We start from the raw sequence: 23,177 nt of genomic DNA, 5'->3' as shown, positions 1-23,177 counted from the left end.
TCTCTCTCCCTTAGCCCAGGCGGTGGATGATGCCGCGGGTGGCCTCAATTAGAAGGCCGCGCGTGGGGTGGGTGATGCGGGTGGTGATGTGGGCGATTTCCAGTTTGCCACCTTTGGCGTCTGTAAAATCTGTCACCTCGTTTTCCACGGACACCACATCTCCGGCAAACATCGGGCCGTGATATGTGTAGGCCTCGGTGCCATGCAGCAATACGCGCAGGTCGCCGTTGATCAGCTCCAGAATGTCGGGCAAACCTTTGCGGCGCGCGATTTGGTCTGCAAATGTGCCCACCACTACGGCGTAGGTGGCGGGGGCGAGGATGTCTGGATGACCTGCGGCCTGCGCGGTCTCCGGGTCGAGATAGACCGGGTCGGTTTCGCCAATGGTCTCGGAGAAAAACGCCAGCGCGCCGCGTTCCAATGTGACCTCTATGGGCGGGGTTACATGGCCTTTGGTGGATCGGTTGAAGATGCCCATCTGGTTATGCCGCCTGATAGAGGGTCACGACGCAGGCGCCGCCAAGGCCGAGGTTGTGTTGGAGGGCTGTTTTGGCCCCCTCAACTTGGCGGGCGTCCGCTGTGCAGCGCAGTTGGTGTGTGAGCTCGTAACACTGGGCGAGGCCGGTCGCGCCAAGCGGGTGGCCCTTGGACAGCAGGCCGCCGGATGGGTTGGTCACAAATTTGCCGCCGTAAGTGTTGTCGCCATCCGCGATGAATTTCTGCGCCGTGCCTTCTGGGGTCAGGCCGAGGCCTTCATAAGTGATCAGCTCGTTGTGGGCGAAGCAATCGTGTAATTCGACTACGTCCACATCGTCGATGGAGATACCGGAGGCGTCCTGCACCTGTTTGGCGGCCGCAGCGGTCATGTCGTAACCAACAACCTGCATCATGTCTTGGGCCTCAAAGGTGGAGGCGTAGTCGGTGGTCATGGCTTGGGCCTTGATTGTCACAGAGGTGTCGATGCCGTGTTTGGCGGCAAAAGCCGGGGAGCAGAGAATGGCGGCGGCACCGCCGCAGGTGGGCGGGCAGGCCATAAGGCGGGTCATCACGCCCTCCCACATCACTGGTGCGGCCAAGACTTCTTCGGGTGAGACTTCTTTCGCAAACAGGGCAAGAGGGTTGTTGGTGGCATGGCGGGAAGCTTTGGCGCGGATTTTGGCAAAGTCGGCCAGTTCGGTGCCATGTTTCTCCATGTGCGATTTGCCCGCGCCACCAAAATAGCGCAGTGCAAGAGGCACTTCGGCGTGGCCGACAAGGGTGTCACAGGCAGAGTCAAAGTCATCAAACGGGGTGGGGCGGTCGGTCCAATGGCTGGTCAGGGCACCGCGTTGCATTTGTTCAAAGCCAACAGCCAGAACGCAGTCGACCATGCCACTTTCGATGGCTTGGCGCGCCATGTAGAGCGCGGTGGATCCGGTGGAGCAGTTGTTGTTCACATTGATGATCGGGAGGCCAGACATGCCGACGTGGTAGAGGGCTTTCTGGCCACAGGTGCTGTCGCCATAGACGTAGCCCGCGTAGGCCTGTTGCACGTCTTTGTAGCTGAGACCCGCGTCTTTCAAAGCGGCGCGGACAGCCGCAGCGCCCATTTGATCATAGCTGTCTGATGCGCCTGGTTTGGCAAATTTGATCATGCCGACGCCGGCAACGATGGTCTCTGTGCTCATGTGAATGTCTCCTCGCTTACGCGAAGTATCGGATTGACGAGGGTATCTGGCAAATTCAATATTCTCTCAAGCTATTCATTGGAGGAATGGATGAATCTGACCAAGCTGCGCTACGTGGTGGCCGTAGACCGACAAGGCGCGATCTCTGCGGCGGCGCGGGCATTGAATGTCACGCAATCAGCGGTGACCAAAGCCGTGGCTGATGTGGAACAGGATGTTGGTGCGGCGCTGTTTGAGCGGCATGCGCGTGGGGTGACGGCCACAGCGGAGGGACGGGCGTTTATTGATCGCGCGGCGCGGATTTTGGCGGATGTGGATCAGTTGGTTGCGGATGTGGATCACGGGCGGCAGACGCGGGAGCAGGTGCTGCGGATTGGCGTGTCACCCAGTTCCATGGAGGGGTTGATGAGCCGGGCGATCTGGGCGCTTGTGGGGGCGCATCCGGAGGTGCGTATTCACTTGCGGGGGGCTCCATTTGAGACAGCCTTACAGCTGTTTCGACAAGGCGATTTGGATGCGCTGATTGGTCCATCACGACCCTTGATGGCGGAGGCTGGTGTGCGGTGTGATCCTCTGCCACCGCTCAACGCGTTGTTCTTTGTGCGGCGTGGGCATCCGTTGGCAGGAAAGCCAGTGACCGGTGAGGACTTGGCGGGATTGCCGCTGATTGTGCCCGAGCCAAGCGGACCCTATGCGGAGCCGATCCAGCATCTGGTGCAGGCCGGTGAAGTCGACCCGATGCGCCGGCTGCATATTATGCCAAGTTTCACCATGGCAGCTGGGGTGATTGAGCGCAGCGAAGCCGTGGGCGTGGTGGTGGACAGCTATGCCCAGAGCCGCCACTTCCGCAGCCGGTTTGAGATTTTGGATTTCCCGCAGCAGACGTCCCTGCCGATGGCCGTTGCCTATCGCAGCGGTGGGCAACGAGGCCGGGCGCTGGGCTGGTTTTTGAAAGCGGTACAGGAGTTTCCGCCAACCCTGGGTGCGGAGATGCCCTAGGTTCTATTCGGCAGCATCTGCCGCGGTGAGGTCGGTGTGGGTGGCGCGCCAAAGTGGCGGTATCTGTGCCACTTGTTCCTCAAACAGCCGATGGTTGCCTTGTTTGGCAGCCGTGTCAGCTTGGGCCAATACATCATGCAGCGCGTGGGCGCCAAAGATCGCAGCAGCGCCGGAAAGATCGTGGCAGCGTTTGGCCACGTTTTGAAAATCGCGGTAAGGCGCGGTGAGGGCTGCCACCAATGCGTCCCCTTCCTCAAGAAAACGGGATTGCAAACGCTTGTACGTGTCCCGTGGCAATCCGGCGCGGGTGGCGGGGGACGTATTTGATGCGGCAGGACCGGCAAAGGTGTCCTGCAACATCTTTTGCAGCGAGGGGCGGCTGATGGGCTTTGCCAAAAACGCGGTCATGCCTGCCGCGAGAAATCGGTCCCGATCCTCGGGGAGGATATTGGCGGAGACGGCGACAATGGGCGTGTCTCGGTTGGGACCGGAACTGCCGCGAATTTCCTTGGTGGCTTGCAAGCCGTCCATCACCGGCATGGCGATGTCCATCAGGATCATATCGTAAGGCTTTTCCCCTGCAAGCCGCACACCCTCCTCGCCGTCTGTCGCAAGTGTGACCCAGTGGCCCTCACGTTGCAAAAGCTCCTGTGCAAGTTCGCGATTGATGTCGTTGTCTTCCACCACCAACATGTGCAGGTGGGTGATTTCCGGCGCGGGACCCGATGGTTTTGTGGCCGGTGGTTGGCGGCCTTCTTCCATTGGTAGCCGTACCCAGAAGGTGCTGCCTTGGGCTGGTGTGCTTTCCACGCCAATTTCGCCGCCAAGGGCGGTGACGATGCGGCGGGCGATGCCCAGGCCCAGGCCTGTGCCGCCGGGCACACGGCCCAGGGTTGGATCATTGGTGACAAAATCGTCAAACACTTTGGGCAGGCGGTCTTCGGAAATGCCAATACCTGTGTCACTGACTCGTAGTTCCATAACAGGTAGGCCGTTGATGGTTTCTGACAGAGCTTCGGCTTCGATGGTGATGGTGCCGTCATCAGTAAATTTGATGGCATTGCCAACGAGGTTCAGCAGCACTTGTTCCAAAGCGGCTCGGTCGGTGCGCACCCAGGCCCGCGCTGGGCCTTCCCAGCGCCAATTGAGTGTGGTGCCGTGGCGGTTTGCGGCGGAGAGTTGGCTGTCGACCAGTTCCTGCAGCAGAGAAGAGAGGTCCGTGCGGGCGATGTTGACGTCGAGTTTGCCAGCTTCAAAACGGGTGATGTCGAGCACAGTGTCGACGTGTCGCATAAGCACACGCCCTGAGATTTCCATGTTGCGCAGGTAGCGGGTCTGGATCGGGCTGAGGGCGGTGTCGTTGAGCAGGCTGAGATTGCCCAAGATGCCATTAAGTGGCGTGCGGATTTCGTGGCTCATGACGGCGAGAAATTCTGCTTTGGCACGTTCGCCAGCTAGGGCGCGGTCACGGGTTTCAAGCAATTCTTTTTCTGCGGCAACCCGGTCCGAGATGTCGTGGAGGAAACCAATCAGGATTCGCTCGTCGTTGTCCTCAGCCATTTCGATGGCAATCTCGATTGGGAAGATGCTGCCGTCGGACCGTTTTGCGTCCATGCGGACCCGGCCTTTGCCAGCGGCGTGGCGGTCTTGGCCAGTAAGAATGCGTTCCATGGCGCGGTAATGGGAATCGCGCAGGTCAGGTGGGGCAATCAATTCCTGGATATTCTTGCCGCGAATATCTTCGTAGCGGTATCCAAAGATCGCCTCGGAGGCTTTGTTGAATTCAAGCACGGCGCCTGTGCCGTCGACCACCAGAACGCCATCCATTGAGGTGGTTAGAATGGTGCTTATGCGGCGGTAGGCTTGAGAGAGCGCGGCCCCTGTCTGGCGGGCAGAACGATTGGCAAACAGCAGATTGACCAACAGGCCCACGACGGCGGCAATCAGCAGCAGGGCAATTGTGGCCAGACGGTATAGTGTGGTGGTGATGCGTTGGCGGGCTTTATCGTTCTCGGCGGCGTAAAGCGCGATGCCAGACAGCGACATCGCGCGGGCGTCTGCGCGCAGGTGGGCGGATTGAACTGACAGGAGCGGCAGAGAGTCCAGTAAGGCGCTGTCCGGGCTGTCAATAATCGGGACAGCCGCGTTTGCAAAACTGTTCACCCGTGCCAATGCCGCATCAAACTCCGGGACCACGGTGAGGCGCAGATAGGCTGGTGCCGAGGCCATGGTGCTGATCCGGCTGTAAAAAATGTCAAACCGCAGGCGCAGTCGGTCCAGATCAGGGTCCGGGGCAAGTCTTGCGGCTTCCAGTGCCCCAGCAAAGTCGCGTGTTTCCAATTCAATCTGCGCCAGAGACCATTCCATATCATTGGAGGCCAATAATTTGATATTGCGCAAGTTGGTGAAGACTTGGGACGCGGTCACAAATGCAAACACCAACAGGACGGCAATGAGCGTCGCCAGAATGACACCGAGGACCCGTAGGCGACGGCTTCGGCGAAGCGACGGGGAGGTGCCAACAGCAAAGGCAGATGTGGGCAGGCGGCTCACAAGGATGACCCGATGGCACACCAAAGCGGCAAAGACCCAGCTTGAACACTAGATCGCAAATTGGTGTGGTGAATGCGCATGAAGGCCATGCGCAAAGCCTAGTCGACGATTTCGATCCTGTCGAGTTGCCAAACGGCTCGGGAATGCACCTGAGAGGTGCGGTATTTTGGATCAGAATCAAAGGGGTAAATCACCCACAATGGCCCTTTTTCGCGACGGTGCATGGGCGCGCCATTCAGCTCATAGGCTAGAATTGGCGCGTTTGCCTCTAAGGTGTCGATCGGAATTTCAATGGTGTAGTCGTTGATGGCGGAAGCCCGCAGCGTGCTGCCGGAACTCCCCAGAGTTTCCAGCAGCGACGCTAGCGGTACACCCGTGAACATAAGAACCCCATCGGTCCATATGGTCGTGGTTGAAATGGAGACTGCAGGTAATGCGCGCAGCATCTCCAAATCGTACTGAGCCGTGCCGTCGACGTTTGTGGCGTCGATCGTGCCCGACACGGTCAGAATGACATCGCCGGACGGAGTGTCCATTGCGTCAGTTGCCCAAGCAGGGCCCGTGAGTGGTAGCAAAAGGCAAGCGGCCAGAGCGAAAACGGATCTTCTGGTTTTGCGCATGTTCTGCCGCCTCATAATGCTTAACATCTTTGATAAACCCAACACGTCTAACGCGCATCTGGTCAAGGGGATAAGCGCCCTATACAAAAGGGTAGGTTTGCCGTTAGGTAAGGTGGGAATTTTATTAAAATTCTCTCTATCTTGCTTAAGTGGTGGGATGACAGGCTGCATTTTGGATGCTTGATGACTGTATCACGCATTGGTTTCGTGAGTTTGACCATGGTGCTTTGCGGTTGTAACGTTGATATCGGCCCTCTGGAGGACCGTTTTGAAAATACTGATAGCTGACGACCACGATTTACTACTGGATACGGTCTCCGCCTTTGTGCGCGCCACCGGCACTATGGAGTCAGTTGGGGTGTCTAATCTTCAACAAGCGTTACAGGCCTTGGATCAACAGGGGCCGTTTGACCTGGTTCTTCTGGATTACAACATGCCAGGCATGCAGGGAGTCGAAGGGGTGAAACGGGTGTTGGCACATGCGTCGTCGCCGCGCGTGGCGTTGATTTCAGGCGAAGCCAGTAGAGAGATAGTCAAGAAGGCCATGGCGGCTGGGGCGGCTGGGTTTGTGCCCAAGACACTGCCGGCGTCTTCTTTGGTCAATGCGATCAAGTTTATGGCAGCGGGAGAGCAGTTTATCCCGGCTGATCTTATGCAGGCGGCGGAAGCGGCGGAGCCACATCCGATTGCGCAGAAACTGACTCGACGGGAAATGCAGGTTCTGGAAGGGTTGTCCGTGGGCAAATCCAATAAAGAAATTGCCCGGGATCTGGACCTGTCGGAACCCACAGTCAAATTGCATGTGAAAAACCTGTATCGCAAAATTGACGCTGGCAACCGCACGCAAGCGGCTTTGATTGCCAAAGAAGCGGGCCTGTTCTAGGCCTTCGAGGTTTGCTCAGCCCTTGCCAGGGCCTTAAGAAACTAACGACAATTTTTAGGGCATTTACCATTATGTCAGTCTTTCGCTGACGTGGGGCCTGTGGCTGCGCTATCAGTCCAATGCCGGGGGGCGTTTTTGGGGACTGACTATGTTGCGTCATATAGCTGCTTTGATTTTGGTTGGAATGTTGTCTGCGCAGGCCGTGGCAGCCAAAGATGATGTTGAGATGGCTGAAGGGTCGGCTCAGTCGTCGATGATCGGAGGGCGCAGTTACCTTGGATATGGCAGCCTGTTTGTGAATGACTTTTTAGGCGACGGATATGATCGCTGGCGCTCTGGGTCTTACGGCACCAGCCGGTTCTGGGGCTATGGCTGGAACGGAAAGCTGCCGCAGGCCGCGGGCGAGCTGTTGGAGCTTCGCGTGGGAGGGGAAATCATCTCTCCGGCGTGTTTGACCTCCCATGTGCCGTTGGACCGCCCTTGGGCTGGCATGCTGACCGCGGGCCTGCACACGCAGTTTCAGCGACATGCAACGGAGTTCAGCTTCGGGGGCGACCTTTTGATGATCGGCCCTCAAACTGGGTTGAACAGCCTGCAAAGCGCAATTCATGACGTGATTGGTATTCCTGGCCCCTCTGATGAGGTGCTGGATAATCAGATCCCAAACAAATGGATGGTGCGCTTTGTTGGTGAGGCTGGGCGGGATTTTGATTTGGGTGGACTCACAAGTGTGCGGCCTTTTCTGGAAACACGCGTGGGGGACGAGAACCTTGTGCGGGCCGGGGTGGATTTCACAATTGGTCGGTTTGGGCAGGGCGATCTGGTGTCGCGCGACTGGGTGACAGGCCATCGATATCGCTCTGGTCAGACTAGAGGAAATGGCTGGAGTTTTGTGGCTGGAGCGGATGTCGCCAAAGTGTTCAGCAGCGTCTATTTGCCAGAAGATCGCGGCTACCGTTTGACCGACACGCGCAACCGATTGCGGGCGGGGTTACATTGGGAAGGTAAGAACACTCACCTGTTTTATGGGCTGACATATTTGAGTGAAGAATTCGAGATGCAGTATGAAGGACAATTTGTTGGCGCGGTCCGTCTCGATATTCGTTTCTAAGGCGAGGTGAGGTGTTTTTTGCAACACACTGAGTCACCTCAGTATTTTTGAAACTTCTGGCTAGGCAGTTGGAGTCGGCTTTGTTAACCTGTCGATAATAAAAAAACTACTAGGCAGGTAATCAGGCAATGAAAACGGGCTTTCGTGGCACGTTTGTCATCTCCTGGTCACAGACAGAAATAGATGGTCAGAAGACTGCACCGTTGCAGGCGCTGGAAACAGGCGTGGTGTGGTCTTGGACAGGGGATGCCGTCCGTGTGGACGGGCCCAATGGGCTATTGCGTCTGGATCGTGGAGAAGAAGGGGCAAACATCCGCAAGCGAGCGGCGCATATGGTGCGCAAGCTGGTTGGGGCAGCAGTGAACCATAAAACGGGTATCCAGAGTTTGGAGACAATTGAGGTTGACCTTCCATTGATGGAAGGCGGCTTTGTGGTGACGGACGGCGCGGAGAGTTACACCGCGACGGTGATTGAGGTGGATGGCAGCGCACCTCTGTTGATGTTTTTGGATGAGCTGCCTCCAAAGAATAAAGACTTATGGGTGGTGCATGCGTCGATGAGCACGATGCAGCGTCCCAAAGCTGTTGAAGAGGGTACTGGTGTGATTTGCTTTACCCCCGGCACGCGGATTGCGACACCGCAGGGGCTACGGTTGATTGAAGAGTTGCGTGAAGGCGAACAAATTCAGACGCGGGATAATGGCGCCCAGCAGATTGAGTGGATTGGGGCACGGCGGATGACTGGGGCGCGGCTGTTTGCTATGCCCAAGTTGCGACCGATCCGTATCCGACCCGGTGCGCTGGGCATTGAACGCCCGGATCAGGAGCTGTTGGTCAGCCCAGAGCATCGGATGTTGGTGCGGGGCGCCACGGCGCGGGCACTGTTTAATGAGGATGAGGTGCTGGTGGCGGCGCGGGATCTGGTGAACGGTGGCAACATCAGCGTGGACACGGCGCTAAAAGAGGTGACCTATGTGCATCTGTTGTTGCCGTGTCATGAGGTGATTTGGGCCAATGGGGTGGAAACAGAAAGCTTCCATCCGGCCAATGCGGCGCTGGATGCGTTGAAAGACGATGATCGGGCGCGTTTGTTTGCGCGGCAGCCTGAGCTGGCACATAGTCCGCACAGTTATGGGCCGCATGCGCGGCGCAATTTGACCGCCAGTGAGGCGGCCATATTGATGCATGATGCTGCGTAATTGACGATAAAAAGGAACCCCGCCAAATTGGCGGGGTTTATTCTTAGCTGGAGAGGTCTTGTGCCAACATGAAAGCGTTGTTGTCCGGATCATAAAACGTGGCCAGCTTGACCATTTCCGGAATCACTTGCGTGGGGCCGTCAAATTTTACATCTGCCGCCTCAAGTGCGCTGCGGGCGGCGTCGATGTCTTCAACACCAAACACAGGCACACAGTTGCCGGGCTTGGGCTCGGACTGCTCCCCCATGCCGAGAATCACACCGTCGGTTTTGGTGGCCAGCTCGCTCCAACCGGCTTCATCAATATGGTAACGCAGCTCAAAGCCCAGTTTCTCTTTGAACCATGCGGCGCTGGCGTGGCGGTCACTCACGGAAATCGAGAGCGTAATTACGTTGGTCAATGCGGCAAGAGCCATGATGCGGTCCTTAGTGGTTGCTGATTTCACAAAATGTAGTTACTATACTTTATGGACATTAAGTTGCTTGTCAAGATTACCTCTCGGGCCTGGGCGCTCGACATTCTGGCGCAGATGCATCGCGGCGTGCCGGGACGGCAGGCGACGTTGATTGCCGCCACTGGGGCAGGGCGCACGGCTTTTGGTGCCAGTCTGGCACATTTGATGGAGCTGGGGGTGGTGATGCGAAACCCCGGACACGGGCATCCGCTGCGACCGGAATTTGTTTTGACTGAACAGGGCGTGGTTGCGGCGGCTAAGGCTGACGAGATTCTGCGGGCGGCGGAAGAGAGCGACACCAAGCTGCTGCGCAAGAGCTGGACCGTGCCGGTGTTGGCGCTGGCGACGCGGCCGCAGCGGTTTTCCGGCTTCAAGGCGGGATTGGGCGCAATCACGGATCGGGCGCTTTCAACCTCATTGCAGAAGTTGGAGGCCCAAGACTGGGTTACACGGGAAATTGATCTGTCGGAAAGGGCGCCCTTTCCGACCTATCAGGCGGTGAACGCCGGGGCGCGGATCAGTCAGGTGATTGGGCTGGTGGGGTCGGGAGAGGCGGGCACTACAGACCCAAAGGTATTCTGCGCGCGTCTGCGCGTGTCCTGATCTCGGCGACGGATTTGTCAACTTCCTGCAGGAAATGTGGTGGGTCGTCCCAAAAGTAGTGTCGTCGCGTTGGCTGCTGTGCGGGACAAAGCTACCCTTCACATCCAACAATCGAACGTCCGCATTTGATTAGTTGCCAATACCGCCTGCCGTACCGTCACGACACGTCGTCTTCAAGCACTCTCAAACGGTTGATGCCGTGTGAAGACAAGCGTCGAACGAGATTGGGCGTCGGGACTGCCTGAATGGCGACGTTTGATCGTAAAGCCATCGCCGCTGCTGTACCGGCGGCTTGACCCATCGCCATGCATTGCGGCATGCCGCGTACAGATGCGAATGCAACGGCGTCTGCTGACAAAATGCGACCCGCAAACATAAGGTTCGTGATCTCTTCTGGGACCAGCGACCGGAACGGAATTGTATAGTACTGATCGGATTGTATTGCAGCGCGATGGGTCATGTCGCCCTCAGCGCGCATCACGTCATCGATAGGGTTGTCACAGGCCACAATTCCATCCTCGAACTTGGTCGCACTTGCCAGGTCTTTGCCCGTCAAGCGATACATGCCTTGCAATTTGCGCGTCTCGCGCACACCAACCGTTGGTGAAAGCATGGCCATATGTGCCCGCTCAAAACCTGGAACCTCATTGCGCAGGAACGCAGCCAATTGGCGGCACCTACGGCGCCCCTCTTGGGTGGCAGCACTCACAGCCAAAGGGTCCGTGCCGTCCACACCGCGAACGTGGACAGAATTGCAAAAGACCGTGCCCTCATGAAAGCCTCGCATGAGGTAAAGCTTTCCAAGGTCTCTATGCAACCTGCCATCTGCGACACCAATCGCCGCGTATTTTTGGAAATACGGGTCCGGGTCGGCGAAAGCGCGGTCCCAGTCCGCCCCTATCATGAAGAAGGAAATCGTCACTGCCATCATGTTGCCGGACGCATCGCCAAGAACGTAGGGAACCCCGGCTTTGGCAGAGATGTCGCCGTCGCCCGAGCAGTCGATAACGATCTTTGGCTGAATAATGAAAGACCCGTTTCGGTCACAGCATGTGACAGATGCAATTGTGGTGCCGTCCATTTCGGGTTCGAGCGCGATGCTTCCCAGCCTGACACGCACGCCAGCTTCTTCGAGCATCTCAAACATTGTGAGCGTTGCCACATCATGGTCGTAGATGATTTCAGGCCCGAAATTGTCTAGCGTACAGGCACGCTTCTCGGCGGCTGGCGGGTCCATCGATGCGAGACGCTCTGTGAGTTCTTCAATGATGCCGCCGACTATTTGGTCCATCGGATATGCACCGCCCCAAGGCATGCCAGGGCAGAACGCCATAACGCCGCCGATCTTGTTGGTCGCTTCCAGCAACGTGACCTGAAGCCCTTCGCGCCCCGCAGCAATAGCAGCCCCGAAACCTGCTGTGCCGCCTCCAATAACAAGGACGTCAGTGTGTTCTGTCTTCATCGCTGTCTGGCATCCCTAGCGTTAAAAAAGTCGTCCGTTCTGAAAAGACGCTGATCCTGCAAAACCGTTTCGTCAAGACAAGAAAGCTGCCGATGGTGCAACGCGCGGCATCGGTCACTTTGAGCTCACAGCAGTCATTCGCCACTGCCCGCTTGACTCCCCCAGAATCCCCCGTATAAGCGCGGCTTCATTGGTGTTGGTGGCCCTCGCAAGAGGATGCCTGTCATGTCGGCAACATCCGGCAAGAGGACAACGCCCTTCGAAACCTAAACGAAGGAGATCAGCCGTGACTAAACGTACGTCTGCCAAGTATAAAATTGACCGTCGCATGGGCGAAAACATCTGGGGCCGTCCTAAATCCCCAGTGAACCGTCGCGATTATGGCCCCGGCCAGCACGGTCAGCGCCGCAAGGGCAAAATTTCTGATTTCGGTACACAGCTGCGCGCCAAGCAGAAGCTCAAGGGCTACTACGGCGACCTGACCGAAAAACAGTTCCGTCGCATCTACGGCGAAGCTGAGCGTATCAAAGGCGACACCGGTGAAAACCTGATCGGCCTGCTGGAGCGCCGTTTGGACGCGGTTGTATACCGTGCCAAATTTGTGGCCACCGTATTTGCCGCACGTCAGTTTGTGAACCACGGCCACGTCACCGTGAACGGTCAGCGTGTGAACATCGCGTCTTACCGCGTCAAAGAAGGCGACGTGATCGAAGTGCGTGAGAAGTCCAAGCAGCTCGCAGTTTTGCTGGAAGCCACTCAGCTGAACGAGCGCGACGTGCCGGACTACATCGACGCCGATCACAACAAAATGACCGCAACTTTTGTTCGCGCACCTGGCCTGTCCGACGTGCCATACCCAGTTGTGATGGAACCAAACCTGGTCGTGGAATTCTACGCGAAGAACTAATCTTCGCCGCCATGAGCAAGAGATACGAAAAGGGCCGCGAGAGTTTCGCGGCCCTTTTTGTTTTTGGGGGGTGGGTAACGGCTGAGGCGCTGGGCGCACTCAGTTTTTGGACAGCGTGTCGCCAAGCTTTTCCAACAGCTTCAGGCAATCCGCCAGCTGATCCAGCGCGATGAATTCATCCGCTTTGTGGGCCTGCTCAATTGAGCCGGGCCCGCAGACCACCACATCCATGCCCATTGACTGAAACAGACCTGCCTCCGTCCCGAACGGAACAAGGTCCGCACCGTTGGCTCCGGTGAGCTCCATCAGCAGCTTGCGGGCTTCGTTGTCGTCCTCCGGGATCAGCCCCGCGACCTCCCCCACCACCTCGGTGTCGATCTGTGCGTCGGGGTAGATCTTGCGCATGGCGGGCAGAAGCTCGTCTTCGCAGTAGGCTTTCAGGGCCTCTTTCACAAAACTGGCGTCGCTGGCCTGTACAGGACGCATCTCCCAATCCACCTGTGCCTTGGGGGCGATGACGTTGTGCACGCTGCCGCCATGGATCGCGCCGACGTTTACGGTGGTCCAAGGCGGCTCAAAGCGGCTGCTAGCGGGCACCATGGTGGTGAGCTTGGCCTTGAGCTCCAGCAGGCGGGAGACGTAGCGCGCGGCGTATTCCACCGCGTTTACGCCCAGATCCGGCGCGGAGCCGTGGCCTTCTAGGCCCTGAAAGCGGGTGCTGTACTCAAAGCAGCCTTTGTGGCCTTCGATGATGCGCATGGAGGTAGGCTCGCCAATGATGGCCAGCCGCGGTGTGATGTTGCGCTCTTTCAGGGCTTCCACCAGATGACCCGCGCCAATGCAGCCGGTCTCCTCGTCATAGGTGAAGGCAAAATGCACCGGCGTGTCGGTGACTCGCTGGGCAAAGTGGGGCGCCATGGCCACAGCGGCGGCGATAAAGCCTTTCATGTCGCAGGTGCCACGCCCGTAAAGACGCCCGTCGCGTTCGTGCATGACAAAAGGATCGGTGGTCCAGTCCTGATCGGTGACCGGCACCACGTCGCTGTGACCAGAGAGCACAATGCCGCCGTCGACCTCCGGGCCGAGGGTGGCAAAGAGGTTGGCTTTTTTGCCGGTCTCGTCGTGGAAAATCTCCACCTTGGCGCCGCAGTCTTTGAGACGTGCGGCGAGGTAGGCGATCATGTCGAGGTTGCTGTCGACCGAGACCGTCGGAAAGGCGATCAGGTCGGATAAGATCTGTTTGGTGGTCTCCAGCATGGGTCAGCCTTTGACGATGAGCTTGCGCTCCAGATCACAGAGTGGTTCTGCGGCGCCATCTTCGCGGATCAGGATGGTTTCTGTGGTCTCAAGCCCCCAACTGTCCATCCAGAGCGCGGGCATGAAGTGGAAGACCATGCCGGGTTGCAGCACGGTTTCATCCTCAGAACGGATCGAAGCAGAGCGTTCGCCCCAGTCTGGCGGGTAGCTGAGACCAATTGGGTAGCCCATGCGGCCGGAGCGTTCGATGCCGTGTTTGGCGAGCACATCCATAAAGGCATTGGCGATGTCGCAGGTGCGGTTGCCGGCTCGGGCAGCTTCGAGACCGGCGGCAATGCCTTCGAGCTGGGCTTCTTCGGCGCGCAGCATGTCATCGGAGGGTGTGCCGAGGAAGACGGTGCGGCTGATCGGGGCGTGGTAGCGACGGTAGCAGCCTGACAGCTCAAAGAACGTGGCTTCGCCTTCGCGCATGGGCGTGCCGTCCCAGGTGAGGTGGGCGGCGGTGGCGTCCAGGCCAGACGGCGTGAGCGGCACGATGGCAGGGTAGTCGCCCCAGTCGTCGCCAATGCCTTCGATGCCAGCTTTCATGATATCAGCCACCACATCGTTTTTGCGCACGCCGGGAGCGGCGCGGTCGATGGCGGTCAACATGACCTTTTCGGTGATGCGGGCTGCCTTACGGATGAACTCCACCTCGACATCGGATTTCACCAGACGTTGCCAGTTCACCAGTGCGGTGGCGTCCACCAGTGTGGCCTCTGGCAGTTCTTCGGTGAGCACAGCGTGGGCTTTGGCGGAGTAATAGTAGTTCTCCATTTCCACGCCAATCCGCGCGGCCGTGAAGCCGCGCGCTTTGAGCTGTTCTGCCAGGTCTTGCATGGGATGCACGACCGTGGATTGCACAAAATGATCGCTGTAGCCGAGGATATTGGCGTGATCCATCCAGCAGGTGCGGCGACCGCCCATCATGTCCATGTAGCGCCCCCACCAAATGGGCTCGCCTTCCATGGTCACAATCACACCTTGGTGCACGTAAAACGACCAGCCGTCATATCCGGTCAACCAAGCCTGGTTAGAGGGGTCGGTGACAAAGAGAGCCTCCAGTCCCGCTTTTGCCATGGCGGCGCGGGTTTTGGAAAGACGGCGTTGATATTCAGCACTGCTGAACGGGGCTTTGGACAGTGTCATCTCGTGCTCCTTGGGCTTATGGCAGAACGGTTGCGACAGCGCGAACGGTGGCGGCCACCACTTGATCGGCTTCTTCGCGGGTCAGGCAGAACGGCGGGGCAAAGCCCAGAATGTCGCCCTGTGGCATGGCGCGGGCAATCACATTGTCCTGCTCCAGCAGTTTGACGGCAATCTGTGGGCCAATTTTGTCCGCAGCATCAAAGAAGGTGCGGCTGTCTTTGTCAGCGACAAATTCCACGGCACACATCATACCTTCGCCACGGATGTCGCCCACGTTGGCGTGTGCGCCGAGCGCCTCAGTCATGGTTTTGTTGAGGTAAGCGCCCACGGTGCCAGCGTTTTCCACCAGGTTGAGCTCGTCGATCAGCTTGAGGTTGGCAACCCCTGCAGCGGCGCCAATTGGGTGGGCGGAGTAGGTCCAGCCGTGGCCGATGGGGCCGTTCTCGTCGGTGCCTTTTTCCAGCACAGACCACATTTTGTCAGACACAATGGAGCCGGAGAGCGGCGCGTAAGCGGAGGTCAGGCCTTTGGCGATGGTGATCAGGTCCGGCTTCAGGCCGAAGTGGTCAGCGCCAAACATCGAACCCAAACGGCCAAAGCCGGTGACAACTTCATCCGCGACCAGGAGGATGTCGTGCTTGTCCAGAACGGCCTGAATTGCGGGCCAGTAGCCAGCAGGGGGCGGTACAATGCCACCGGTGCCAAGAACCGGCTCACCAATGAAGGCAGCGATGGTGTCGGCACCTTCGCGGGCAATGGTTTCTTCCAGCGCGGCGACACAGTGGGCGACAAACTGCTCTTCAGACTGGCTCTGGTCTTCGCGGCGGAAGTAATAAGGCGCTTCGGTGTGCAACACTTGTGCCAGTGGCAGGTCGAATTTGTTGTGGAACAGCTCCAGACCGGTGAGGGAGCCGGTCATCAGGCCGGAACCGTGGTAGCCGCGCCAGCGGGAGATGATCTTTTTCTTCTTGGGGCGACCAAGGATGTTGTTGTAGTACCAGATCAGCTTGATGTTGGTTTCGTTGGCGTCTGAGCCGGAGAGGCCAAAATACACCTTGGACATATGGTCTGGCGCGCGGTCGAGCACCATTTTGGCAAGCGTGATGGAGGCTTCGGTGCCGTGACCCACGTAGGAGTGGTAATAGGCCAGCTCTTTGGCTTGATCGGAAATCGCATCGGCAATGTCGCTGCGGCCGTAGCCGACGTTCACGCAATAGAGGCCAGCAAAGGCGTCCAGCAGGCGGTTGCCGTCGCGGTCTTCGATGTGACAGCCGGTGCCGCCGGTGATCACGCGATGGGGAACATTGCCACGGGCAAATTCAGCTAGATGAGTGGATGGGTGGAAAAAGTTTTCGCGATCCCATTGTTCAAGTTTGTCGTTATGCAGCATGGCAAAACCCTCGTGCTTGTGGCGGCGCGCCGCCTTAAAAAGTTACATGAAGGGAGCCAAGTGCACGCGCGAGACCGGCTTAGGTCTCTTTTTGAGCAGAGTGGCTCCGCTCACCCAGGCAGCAGCGCGCAATGCCTTTATTGCCAGGGTTCGTGACTCGGTTTGAGCATATTTGATCAAACAAAAGCAATATGGATAATTTGCGGGCTGGTAAAAAAGTAGGGTTTTGACCGGTTTTGGCAAGGCGATTTGGTCCAGAATGTCCAGTAGAATTGGGTTAAGAAATACAGAATTTTATGAGCAATTTTAGCGGTTTGGTTGTTTTGACGTTAAAAAGATGGCAATGTTTTTGAACCTTGCGCACGGCTGCAATTGGGGGCGGCACCGTTCAAGCGGGTAAGTGCAAGAAGGAGACATCGCTATGGTAGAAGCGGTAGGCATATTAGGAGAGACCACCGGGTGGTCTGGATTGAGCGCAACGCAGAACGCGATGTTGCACGCAGCTTTGGCGAAATACGCCGGGCAGGCCGTGCCGGAGCCGGTGAAGGCTCCAAGTTCTGAGAAAGTGGAGCCGGTAAAAGAGGCATCGCGCAGTCAGTTGCAACGTCATGAGCCGCAGAGACAGAACGCGATGGATGGCGCGGTGATGAGTGCGATCCGTTCGGCGGTGGCCAGTCATCGGGCCTCCGGCAGTGACGATTTTGCGCAGGTTCTGCGCAGCAAGTTGGATGCGGCAGGGATCGACAGTTCCAAATCAGTCGTCGATTACTACGCTTAACGGACGCGTGCCGGTGGCAATCGGTCCATATAAACAGTTGCGTTAGCGATCCTGTGTGCATTGGCACGCAGGTTTTGCGCCGCCTGCCCGCGAGGTAAGGCCGCAGTTGCGGCCTCTTGTTGTTATGATGCGTTTTTGACGGCGTGACGTTCGGCGGGTTGCAGTCCACCTTGTCGGTCGCAGGCACGCGCCGAGGGACAAATTGTCTATATGACGCCCGTTTGCAACAGCCCGGTAGGTATTGTTGAGCCATTTCCCCGCGTCACAGGCTTCCCGTCTTTCCAAGCTCCCAGTGCCCCGCTAAACAGCAGGCAACGAGGGAGTAACGTGATGTCACGAATTGAGCCGCAGCCCGGTGTCATGGATATTGAGTTGTATGTGGGCGGCAGTGCGACTGTTGACGGCGTCAAAGACGTTGTGAAACTGTCGTCAAATGAAAATCCGATGGGGTGCAGTGAGGCGGTCACTGACATGCATGCCAAGACCGGTTTAAACTTGCATCGTTATCCCAACACTGACCATTCAGATCTGCGTGCGGCGATTGCCGAGGTGCATGGGTTGGAGGCCAACCGTATCATCTGTGGTGTGGGCAGTGACGAGGTGTTGCAGTTCATCACGCAGGCTTATGCGGGCGTCGGCGACGAGATCGTTTATCCGGAACACGGGTTCTCCATGTACCCGATCCTGGCCAAGATGGTGGGGGCCACCCCGGTTGTCGCTAAAGAGCGTGAGCGGGTTGTGGATGTGGACGCCATGTTGGCGGCCTGCACGGACAAAACCAAAATTGTGTTCTTGGCCAATCCAGCAAATCCAACGGGCACCATGATTGGCGGCAATGATTTGGCGCGACTGGCCGACGGTTTGCCGGACGGCTGCATTCTGGTGCATGATGGGGCGTACACAGAATATGTTCAGGGGTTTGACGGGGGCGCGGGCCTGGTGGAAGCGCGTGACAATGTGGTGATGACACGGACCTTCTCCAAGATTTACGGTCTTGGCGGGTTGCGTGTGGGCTGGGGCTACGCACCGCAGCCGATCATTGATGTACTGAACCGTGTGCGCCAGCCGTTTAACCTGAACGACATTCAAATGAAGCTGGCGGCTGCCGCGGTGCGTGATCAGGAGTGGGTGACCAAGTGCCGCAATGACAACACGCGATTGCGGGCGTGGCTGGCAGAAGCGTTGATGGAGCACGGGGTGCCGTCTGATACCTCTTGTACCAATTTCATTTTGGCGCGGTTTGCAGATCAGGCAGAGGCGGAAGCCTGTGACGAATACTTAAAATCACAAGGTTTGATTGTGCGGCGTGTCGCGGGGTATGACCTGCCAAACTGCCTGCGCATTACTGTGGGAGATGAGCCAAGCTGTCGCCGTGTGGCGCATGCCATTGGTCAGTTTAAGGGCGGTGCGCGATGAGCGCACCGGTCTACACCCGTGTGGCTCTGATTGGTCTGGGGTTGATTGCCTCGTCGATGTTCTGGGCGATGAAACGCGGTGGACTGGCCGGTGAAGTCACCGGATTTGCCAAGTCGGGCGCGTCACGTGAGACCGCGCGCCGGATTGGGCTGTGTGATCGTGTCTGTGACAGTGTAGCTGAGGCTGTGGCAGATGCCGATTTGGTTGTGCTCTGTGTGCCGGTTGGCGCCATGGGGGCCGTGGCCAAAGAGATTGCCCCGCATCTGAAAGTTGGCGCGACGGTGACCGATGTGGGCTCAGTTAAGCGCGACGTGATTGACACAGTGGGGCCGCACCTGCCGGAAGGTGTGCATTTTGTCCCGGCACACCCGTTGGCGGGGACAGAGCATTCCGGGCCCGAAAGTGGCTTTGCGGAGCTGTTTGACAACCGTTGGTGCCTGTTGGTGCCAGTAGAAGACAGCGATCCGGACGCGGTGGCAAAGCTGCGCGCGCTTTGGGAAGGCATGGGCGCAAATGTCGATGAGATGGATGCGGATCACCATGATCTGGTGCTGGCCGTAACCAGCCACACGCCACACCTGATTGCCTACACAATGGTGGGCGTGGCGGATGATCTGCGTCGCGTCACAGACAGCGAAGTCATCAAATATTCGGCTGCGGGTTTTCGGGATTTCACCCGAATTGCCGCGTCTGACCCCACCATGTGGCGCGACGTGTTTTTGACCAACAAAGACGCGACGCTGGAGATTTTGGGGCGCTTCACCGAAGAGCTGTTTGCGCTGCAACGCGCGATCCGCACCGGGGATGGTGAACATCTGCATGAGTATTTCACCCGCACGCGGGAAATTCGCCGTGGGATCATTGAGGCGGGGCAGGATACGGCTGCGCCAAACTTTGGCCGCGAGGCGCCTAAGGCATGAAGCGGACGGCGGCATACTTGGCGGTTGCGGTGACCTTGGGGGCGGGCGCATTGAGCGCTGCGTTGGCCAATGCACCGGAGCGCAGCTTGCGGCCGGTTCTGCGTGTCGTCTATCCGGTGGCGTTGCCAAGTTTTGCGCCCGATCACTCTTTGCGGCCAGTGTTGCGGCCCGGTGGCACCACAGCAACAGTTACTCGCGTGGCTGCAGTTGCGCCTGCCGCAGCCGCCGCAGCAACCATTGAGATGGCCGAGCCGGAGCCGGTTCGCGTGACACGCGCAGAGAAACGCGCTCGCAAAGCAGCGGGTATTGGCAAAGTGTGCCGCAACAAGCGCCTGATTGGCAAAGAGGTGCCGCCGGTGCCTGCTAAACTGCGCGGCTGTGGCATCAAGAAGGGTGCCATCAAGCTTTACGAAGTGGATGGTGTGAAACTGTCCACGCCTGCGGTGATGACCTGTGATACGGCCAAGGCGCTTGAAAAGTGGGTTGGTAAAGGTCTGAAGAAATCGGTGCGCAGCTTTGGTGGGGGCGCCAAAGAGATCAAAGTGGCCGCCGGGTATTCTTGCCGGACACGCAACAACCGCCCCGGTGCCAAGATCAGTGAGCACGGCAGGGGCAAAGCGATTGATATCTCCGCGATCAAGTTGAAGAACGGTGAGAGTATTTCGGTATTGAAAGACTGGAATAACGGCAAGAAAGGCCGGATTCTCAAGAAGATGCACAAACAGGCCTGTGGGCCGTTTGGCACGGTTCTGGGACCCAATGCAGATCGCTACCACAGAGACCACTTCCACTTTGACATCGCGAAACACCGCGGTGGGGCTTACTGTCGCTGATCCGCCTGTTTAGCGGAGGAAAATGCGAGGGGCCGGGCCGATGGGCAGCGGCCCTAATTTTGTTGCGCCATTTGCAAATGTCAGCGGAATGTCGAGCTCATTTGTCTTGCCGGACAGCTGCGCCACAAAGCCAAGCGCTTGTTCCACCGTGTCAATCACGGACACGGGCAATTGGCCGGAGTGCCGCGCCACCTCCAAGATGTCGCGCCAGTTGACGGCACGTATAGTGACTTCGCCGGTTGGATAGCCAGAGGCATCGATGGAGACTTTACCAGCGGCGTGAAGTTGTAAATCACCCCAAATGATTTCCGCCAATGTGAGATCAAGAGAAACGGGCTGCGGGCGAGACTGTTCGATGGCGGTGCGGTCCCAAGGGCGATCAAAACGGGTGGTGAGATCGGCGCGGAAACTTGCGAAGTTGCGCGGCAGGTCAATTCCGTCGGGCAGGGCAAAGCCGACTGGCGGTGTGAGGGTATCGGCTTTAAACGCAACGCGATACGTGGAGGCGTCTTCCGCATCGCGATGCATGGCAAGGTACACTGCGCTGGCGGCCAGTTGCCAGTTGGTGGAGGAGGTTACACCGAGGCTCTCAATCGCAAGGTTGGCGCGATTGAGTGTGAGGTCCGTGCCGGGATCAAGCACCAAGGAGGCGCGCATGTCGCCGGTGGTAACGGCGAGTTTTTCACCGGGAATGGCGAGAGTTTGCGTGTTGGGCCAGACCGCAATCACGTGATTGGGGCGGTAAGTCAGCGCATGCATGTTGAAAAACGGCGCCTCCCAGGCAACGCCTGTTTGTGGATCAGCCAAAGTGAGGTTTTCGAGTGTGCTGTCCAAACGGCTTGGGAAACCGGACACCGATAGCGTGTCATATTCGGCAACCCAGCCGTCTGCACGACGATCTTCGAACCAGATTGGCACAGCGGTCGTGAGCGCCCCGTAGCCTAGAAGCCAGAAGCCGGACCACGCCAAAGCGGCCAAAAGCACAAGCAGGGTCAGCAATCTCATCATGGTGGGGCCTTTCTCACAGTGTCGGTTTGGTGTTTAACGGCGCAAAGCCAGCAGGACCAGAGGCAGACTATGTGGGTATTTGGATACGGATCGCTTTTGTGGAACCCGGGATTTGACGTCGCGGAGCAGGCGGTTGCCCGTTTGGACGGGTGGCACCGCAGCTTTTGCATGCGGTCCATTCATCACCGAGGCACGGTGGAGGACCCGGGGCTTGTTTTGGCCTTGGATGCAGAAGTGGGCGCCCATTGTCAGGGGGTGGCGTTGAAGGTGGCAGACGGACATGAGGCGCGGACTTTGGATTATTTGCGCGAACGGGAGTTGGTGAGTTCGGCCTATCTTGAAGAAACACTGCCTTTGACCTTGCGCGATGGACGTGCCGTGGAAGCCGTGACCTATGTGATTGATCCTGATCACGTGCAGTATTGTCACCTATCGCTGGACGAGCAGGCGCGGATCATTTCAACGGCTGTGGGCGGGCGTGGACCCAACACAGAGTACCTGCACAACACGGCCAGCCATCTTTTTGAACTGGGCATTGAGGATGGCGATCTGAAGTGGTTGTCCCAAGAAGTGCGCAGATTGACCGCTGCCTGAAAGCAGTCGTTCCAAAAGCGGCGAAATTCCTTGGCAGGGCAGGGACATGGCAGTAGGGTGAGCGCAGAAAAACAAAGCGTCAGGACCCATCTCAATGGATCAGCCGGACCGTACAGTCGAGCCGCATTTCTCTAAACCGACCTTCCAGATTCTTCAGATGCTGGTCGTCTTGGGGCTTGTGGCCGCCGTGGGGTATGTTGCCTTGCCACAAGTGTTGCCGGTGTTCACCGCCAACCCTGAGCTTAACGGCTTCATCTTTTTGGTGTTTTTGGTTGGCGTGGCCGCGACTTTTGCCCAAGTGCTTTCTCTGTTCCGGTCGGTGCGTTGGATTGAAGGTTTTGCAGGACGTCTGGAAGGCCACGACGTCGCCAACCCACCCACATTGCTGGCGCCATTGGCAAGCCTGTTGCGTGAGCGCGGGATGCATGGACAAATTTCCTCGACCTCGACAAGTTCCATTCTGGAGTCGGTTGCGACGCGGATCGATGAAGGGCGCGAAATCACGCGCTATATTGTCAATCTGCTGATTTTCCTCGGGCTGTTGGGCACGTTTTATGGTTTGGCGACCACGGTTCCGGCGGTGGTGGACACCATTAAAAGCCTCGATTTGGGCGGAGGCGAATCCAGCATAGACGTGGTGAGCCGTCTGATGGACGGTTTGGAAAGCCAGTTGGGCGGTATGGGGGTGGCGTTTGCGTCGTCGCTTCTGGGTTTGGCGGGCTCGCTGGTGGTGGGGCTGTTGGAGCTGTTTGCAAGCCACGGGCAGAACCGGTTTTACCGCGAGTTGGAAGAGTGGTTGAGCTCGTTCACACGCGTTGGGTTTTCCTCAGGCGACGGAGACGGTGGTGACATTTCAGTGTTGGGCGCTGCGTTTGAGCATATGTCCGGCCAGCTGGATCAGCTGCGCGAAACCATGGTGCAAACGGCACATGTGCGCGGCGAAAGTGGTGGCGATATGGCCGCGTTGCTAGAAGCGATGCACCGTATGACTGACCGGCTTGAAACACAGGATGCTGCAACGCAGGCCTTGTTGCGCATTGCGGAGGGGCAGGAAAAACTGGTCTCCCAATTGTCGGACGGTGGTGGTTTGGACGGCGGCATGGATGCGGAAAGCCGGATGCGGTTGCGCTCGATTGATGTGCAGATGCTGCGCATCCTCGAAGAAATTTCTGCCGGCCGTCAGGAGAGCATGACGGAGTTGCGCACTGAGCTGAATGGGATTGCGCGGGTGCTGCGCCGGCTTGGTAATGCTGTGGACGGCGAGTCCAGGGGGCCTGTCACTAAGGTGCAATTGAAACGCCCACCAGCGCCCAAGGGCGGCAAGGAGGGCTAAGC

General features: G+C 58.0%; 22 protein-coding genes. 12 read left to right on the top strand and 10 right to left on the bottom strand.

Annotation, left to right across the window (positions count from 1 at the left end; genetic code table 11):
• Positions 1–10: 10 nt before the first annotated feature.
• Together QOL67_RS14645 and QOL67_RS14640 are read right to left on the bottom strand one after the other, a co-directional pair.
• Complete coding sequence (locus QOL67_RS14645; RefSeq protein ID WP_283426714.1) at positions 11–478, bottom strand: FAS1-like dehydratase domain-containing protein; 468 nt, start codon at positions 476–478, stop codon at positions 11–13.
• 4 nt (positions 479–482) lie between these two features.
• Complete coding sequence (locus tag QOL67_RS14640) at positions 483–1,667, bottom strand: lipid-transfer protein (protein WP_283426713.1); 1,185 nt, start codon at positions 1,665–1,667, stop codon at positions 483–485.
• Between the two features lie 90 nt (positions 1,668–1,757).
• Between QOL67_RS14640 and QOL67_RS14635 the strand changes: the two genes are divergently transcribed.
• Positions 1,758–2,666 carry a LysR family transcriptional regulator gene (locus QOL67_RS14635; RefSeq protein WP_283426712.1) on the top strand — a complete coding sequence of 303 codons (909 nt, stop codon included), beginning with the start codon at positions 1,758–1,760 and terminating at the stop codon, positions 2,664–2,666.
• Between the two features lie 3 nt (positions 2,667–2,669).
• Here the strand turns inward: QOL67_RS14635 and QOL67_RS14630 are convergent, their stop codons facing one another.
• Positions 2,670–5,219, bottom strand: a complete 2,550-nt coding sequence (locus QOL67_RS14630; RefSeq protein ID WP_283426711.1) for an ATP-binding protein — start codon at positions 5,217–5,219, stop codon at positions 2,670–2,672.
• Positions 5,220–5,317: 98 nt separating this feature from the next.
• Positions 5,318–5,755 carry a putative pterin-binding protein gene (locus tag QOL67_RS14625; protein WP_283426710.1) on the bottom strand — a complete coding sequence of 146 codons (438 nt, stop codon included), beginning with the start codon at positions 5,753–5,755 and terminating at the stop codon, positions 5,318–5,320.
• 352 nt (positions 5,756–6,107) lie between these two features.
• On the opposite strand from QOL67_RS14625, the gene QOL67_RS14620 reads away from it, so the two are divergent.
• The 3 genes from QOL67_RS14620 to QOL67_RS14610 all read left to right on the top strand — a co-directional run bounded on the left by QOL67_RS14620 (position 6,108) and on the right by QOL67_RS14610 (position 9,032).
• Entirely contained in the window at positions 6,108–6,722 is a 615-nt protein-coding gene (locus QOL67_RS14620) for a response regulator transcription factor (protein WP_283426709.1), read from the top strand.
• Between the two features lie 148 nt (positions 6,723–6,870).
• Complete coding sequence (locus QOL67_RS14615) at positions 6,871–7,833, top strand: lipid A-modifier LpxR family protein (protein WP_283426708.1); 963 nt, start codon at positions 6,871–6,873, stop codon at positions 7,831–7,833.
• Between the two features lie 128 nt (positions 7,834–7,961).
• Complete coding sequence (locus QOL67_RS14610) at positions 7,962–9,032, top strand: Hint domain-containing protein (protein WP_283426707.1); 1,071 nt, start codon at positions 7,962–7,964, stop codon at positions 9,030–9,032.
• Between the two features lie 43 nt (positions 9,033–9,075).
• Here the strand turns inward: QOL67_RS14610 and QOL67_RS14605 are convergent, their stop codons facing one another.
• Positions 9,076–9,447 carry a VOC family protein gene (locus tag QOL67_RS14605; protein WP_283426706.1) on the bottom strand — a complete coding sequence of 124 codons (372 nt, stop codon included), beginning with the start codon at positions 9,445–9,447 and terminating at the stop codon, positions 9,076–9,078.
• Between the two features lie 63 nt (positions 9,448–9,510).
• On the opposite strand from QOL67_RS14605, the gene QOL67_RS14600 reads away from it, so the two are divergent.
• Positions 9,511–10,089, top strand: coding sequence for a winged helix-turn-helix transcriptional regulator (locus QOL67_RS14600; RefSeq protein WP_346770612.1), 579 nt, complete (start codon positions 9,511–9,513; stop codon positions 10,087–10,089).
• A gap of 157 nt (positions 10,090–10,246) precedes the next feature.
• Here the strand turns inward: QOL67_RS14600 and QOL67_RS14595 are convergent, their stop codons facing one another.
• A complete protein-coding gene (locus QOL67_RS14595) occupies positions 10,247–11,551 on the bottom strand; it encodes an FAD-dependent oxidoreductase (protein WP_283426704.1) in 1,305 nt (434 codons plus the stop codon).
• 286 nt (positions 11,552–11,837) lie between these two features.
• Here QOL67_RS14595 and rpsD point away from each other — a divergent pair, with 286 nt between their 5' ends.
• Positions 11,838–12,458 (top strand): 30S ribosomal protein S4, encoded by a 621-nt coding sequence (rpsD, locus tag QOL67_RS14590; RefSeq protein WP_283426703.1) that lies wholly within the window; start codon positions 11,838–11,840, stop codon positions 12,456–12,458.
• 99 nt (positions 12,459–12,557) lie between these two features.
• On the opposite strand, the gene argE is transcribed toward rpsD, so the two are convergent.
• Genes argE through QOL67_RS14575 form a run of 3 tightly spaced genes read right to left on the bottom strand, consistent with a single transcriptional unit; the run spans position 12,558 to position 16,293 of the window.
• Entirely contained in the window at positions 12,558–13,715 is a 1,158-nt protein-coding gene (gene argE / locus QOL67_RS14585) for an acetylornithine deacetylase (protein ID WP_283426702.1), read from the bottom strand.
• 3 nt (positions 13,716–13,718) lie between these two features.
• Positions 13,719–14,903, bottom strand: a complete 1,185-nt coding sequence (locus tag QOL67_RS14580; protein WP_283426701.1) for a M24 family metallopeptidase — start codon at positions 14,901–14,903, stop codon at positions 13,719–13,721.
• A gap of 16 nt (positions 14,904–14,919) precedes the next feature.
• Positions 14,920–16,293 carry an aspartate aminotransferase family protein gene (locus QOL67_RS14575; protein WP_283426700.1) on the bottom strand — a complete coding sequence of 458 codons (1,374 nt, stop codon included), beginning with the start codon at positions 16,291–16,293 and terminating at the stop codon, positions 14,920–14,922.
• A gap of 421 nt (positions 16,294–16,714) precedes the next feature.
• Between QOL67_RS14575 and QOL67_RS14570 the strand changes: the two genes are divergently transcribed.
• The 4 genes from QOL67_RS14570 to QOL67_RS14555 all read left to right on the top strand — a co-directional run bounded on the left by QOL67_RS14570 (position 16,715) and on the right by QOL67_RS14555 (position 20,240).
• Positions 16,715–17,071, top strand: coding sequence for a hypothetical protein (locus QOL67_RS14570; protein ID WP_283426699.1), 357 nt, complete (start codon positions 16,715–16,717; stop codon positions 17,069–17,071).
• Between the two features lie 330 nt (positions 17,072–17,401).
• Positions 17,402–18,487 carry a histidinol-phosphate transaminase gene (gene hisC, locus QOL67_RS14565; protein WP_283426698.1) on the top strand — a complete coding sequence of 362 codons (1,086 nt, stop codon included), beginning with the start codon at positions 17,402–17,404 and terminating at the stop codon, positions 18,485–18,487.
• Complete coding sequence (locus QOL67_RS14560) at positions 18,484–19,407, top strand: prephenate/arogenate dehydrogenase family protein (protein WP_283426697.1); 924 nt, start codon at positions 18,484–18,486, stop codon at positions 19,405–19,407. The genes hisC and QOL67_RS14560 overlap by 4 nt, the downstream gene beginning before the upstream one ends.
• Positions 19,404–20,240, top strand: a complete 837-nt coding sequence (locus QOL67_RS14555) for an extensin-like domain-containing protein (RefSeq protein ID WP_283426696.1) — start codon at positions 19,404–19,406, stop codon at positions 20,238–20,240. Before QOL67_RS14560 ends, QOL67_RS14555 begins: the two co-directional genes overlap by 4 nt.
• Positions 20,241–20,249: 9 nt before the next feature.
• Here QOL67_RS14555 and QOL67_RS14550 read toward each other — a convergent pair whose 3' ends face one another.
• Complete coding sequence (locus tag QOL67_RS14550) at positions 20,250–21,248, bottom strand: DUF2125 domain-containing protein (RefSeq protein ID WP_283426695.1); 999 nt, start codon at positions 21,246–21,248, stop codon at positions 20,250–20,252.
• Between the two features lie 69 nt (positions 21,249–21,317).
• Here QOL67_RS14550 and QOL67_RS14545 point away from each other — a divergent pair, with 69 nt between their 5' ends.
• Entirely contained in the window at positions 21,318–21,842 is a 525-nt protein-coding gene (locus tag QOL67_RS14545; protein ID WP_283426694.1) for a gamma-glutamylcyclotransferase, read from the top strand.
• Between the two features lie 94 nt (positions 21,843–21,936).
• Positions 21,937–23,175, top strand: a complete 1,239-nt coding sequence (locus QOL67_RS14540; protein ID WP_283426693.1) for a biopolymer transporter ExbB — start codon at positions 21,937–21,939, stop codon at positions 23,173–23,175.
• Positions 23,176–23,177 lie beyond the last annotated feature (2 nt).

The organism is Shimia sagamensis, from assembly GCF_900182745.1.
GTDB classification, from domain to species: domain Bacteria; phylum Pseudomonadota; class Alphaproteobacteria; order Rhodobacterales; family Rhodobacteraceae; genus Shimia; species Shimia sagamensis.
The sequence above is the reverse complement of the archived record's forward strand: the minus strand, read 5'-3'. Positions and strand labels throughout refer to the sequence as shown.

Coding starts and splice junctions, on each gene's coding strand:
- QOL67_RS14645 (WP_283426714.1), bottom strand. CDS start 478: ATGGGCATCTTCAACCGATCCACCAAAGGCCATGTAACCCCGCCCATA.
- QOL67_RS14640 (WP_283426713.1), bottom strand. CDS start 1,667: ATGAGCACAGAGACCATCGTTGCCGGCGTCGGCATGATCAAATTTGCC.
- QOL67_RS14635 (WP_283426712.1), top strand. CDS start 1,758: ATGAATCTGACCAAGCTGCGCTACGTGGTGGCCGTAGACCGACAAGGC.
- QOL67_RS14625 (WP_283426710.1), bottom strand. CDS start 5,755: ATGGACACTCCGTCCGGCGATGTCATTCTGACCGTGTCGGGCACGATC.
- QOL67_RS14615 (WP_283426708.1), top strand. CDS start 6,871: ATGTTGCGTCATATAGCTGCTTTGATTTTGGTTGGAATGTTGTCTGCG.
- QOL67_RS14610 (WP_283426707.1), top strand. CDS start 7,962: ATGAAAACGGGCTTTCGTGGCACGTTTGTCATCTCCTGGTCACAGACA.
- QOL67_RS14605 (WP_283426706.1), bottom strand. CDS start 9,447: ATGGCTCTTGCCGCATTGACCAACGTAATTACGCTCTCGATTTCCGTG.
- QOL67_RS14595 (WP_283426704.1), bottom strand. CDS start 11,551: ATGAAGACAGAACACACTGACGTCCTTGTTATTGGAGGCGGCACAGCA.
- argE (WP_283426702.1), bottom strand. CDS start 13,715: ATGCTGGAGACCACCAAACAGATCTTATCCGACCTGATCGCCTTTCCG.
- QOL67_RS14580 (WP_283426701.1), bottom strand. CDS start 14,903: ATGACACTGTCCAAAGCCCCGTTCAGCAGTGCTGAATATCAACGCCGT.
- QOL67_RS14575 (WP_283426700.1), bottom strand. CDS start 16,293: ATGCTGCATAACGACAAACTTGAACAATGGGATCGCGAAAACTTTTTC.
- QOL67_RS14570 (WP_283426699.1), top strand. CDS start 16,715: ATGGTAGAAGCGGTAGGCATATTAGGAGAGACCACCGGGTGGTCTGGA.
- hisC (WP_283426698.1), top strand. CDS start 17,402: ATGTCACGAATTGAGCCGCAGCCCGGTGTCATGGATATTGAGTTGTAT.
- QOL67_RS14560 (WP_283426697.1), top strand. CDS start 18,484: ATGAGCGCACCGGTCTACACCCGTGTGGCTCTGATTGGTCTGGGGTTG.
- QOL67_RS14555 (WP_283426696.1), top strand. CDS start 19,404: ATGAAGCGGACGGCGGCATACTTGGCGGTTGCGGTGACCTTGGGGGCG.
- QOL67_RS14550 (WP_283426695.1), bottom strand. CDS start 21,248: ATGATGAGATTGCTGACCCTGCTTGTGCTTTTGGCCGCTTTGGCGTGG.
- QOL67_RS14545 (WP_283426694.1), top strand. CDS start 21,318: ATGTGGGTATTTGGATACGGATCGCTTTTGTGGAACCCGGGATTTGAC.
- QOL67_RS14540 (WP_283426693.1), top strand. CDS start 21,937: ATGGATCAGCCGGACCGTACAGTCGAGCCGCATTTCTCTAAACCGACC.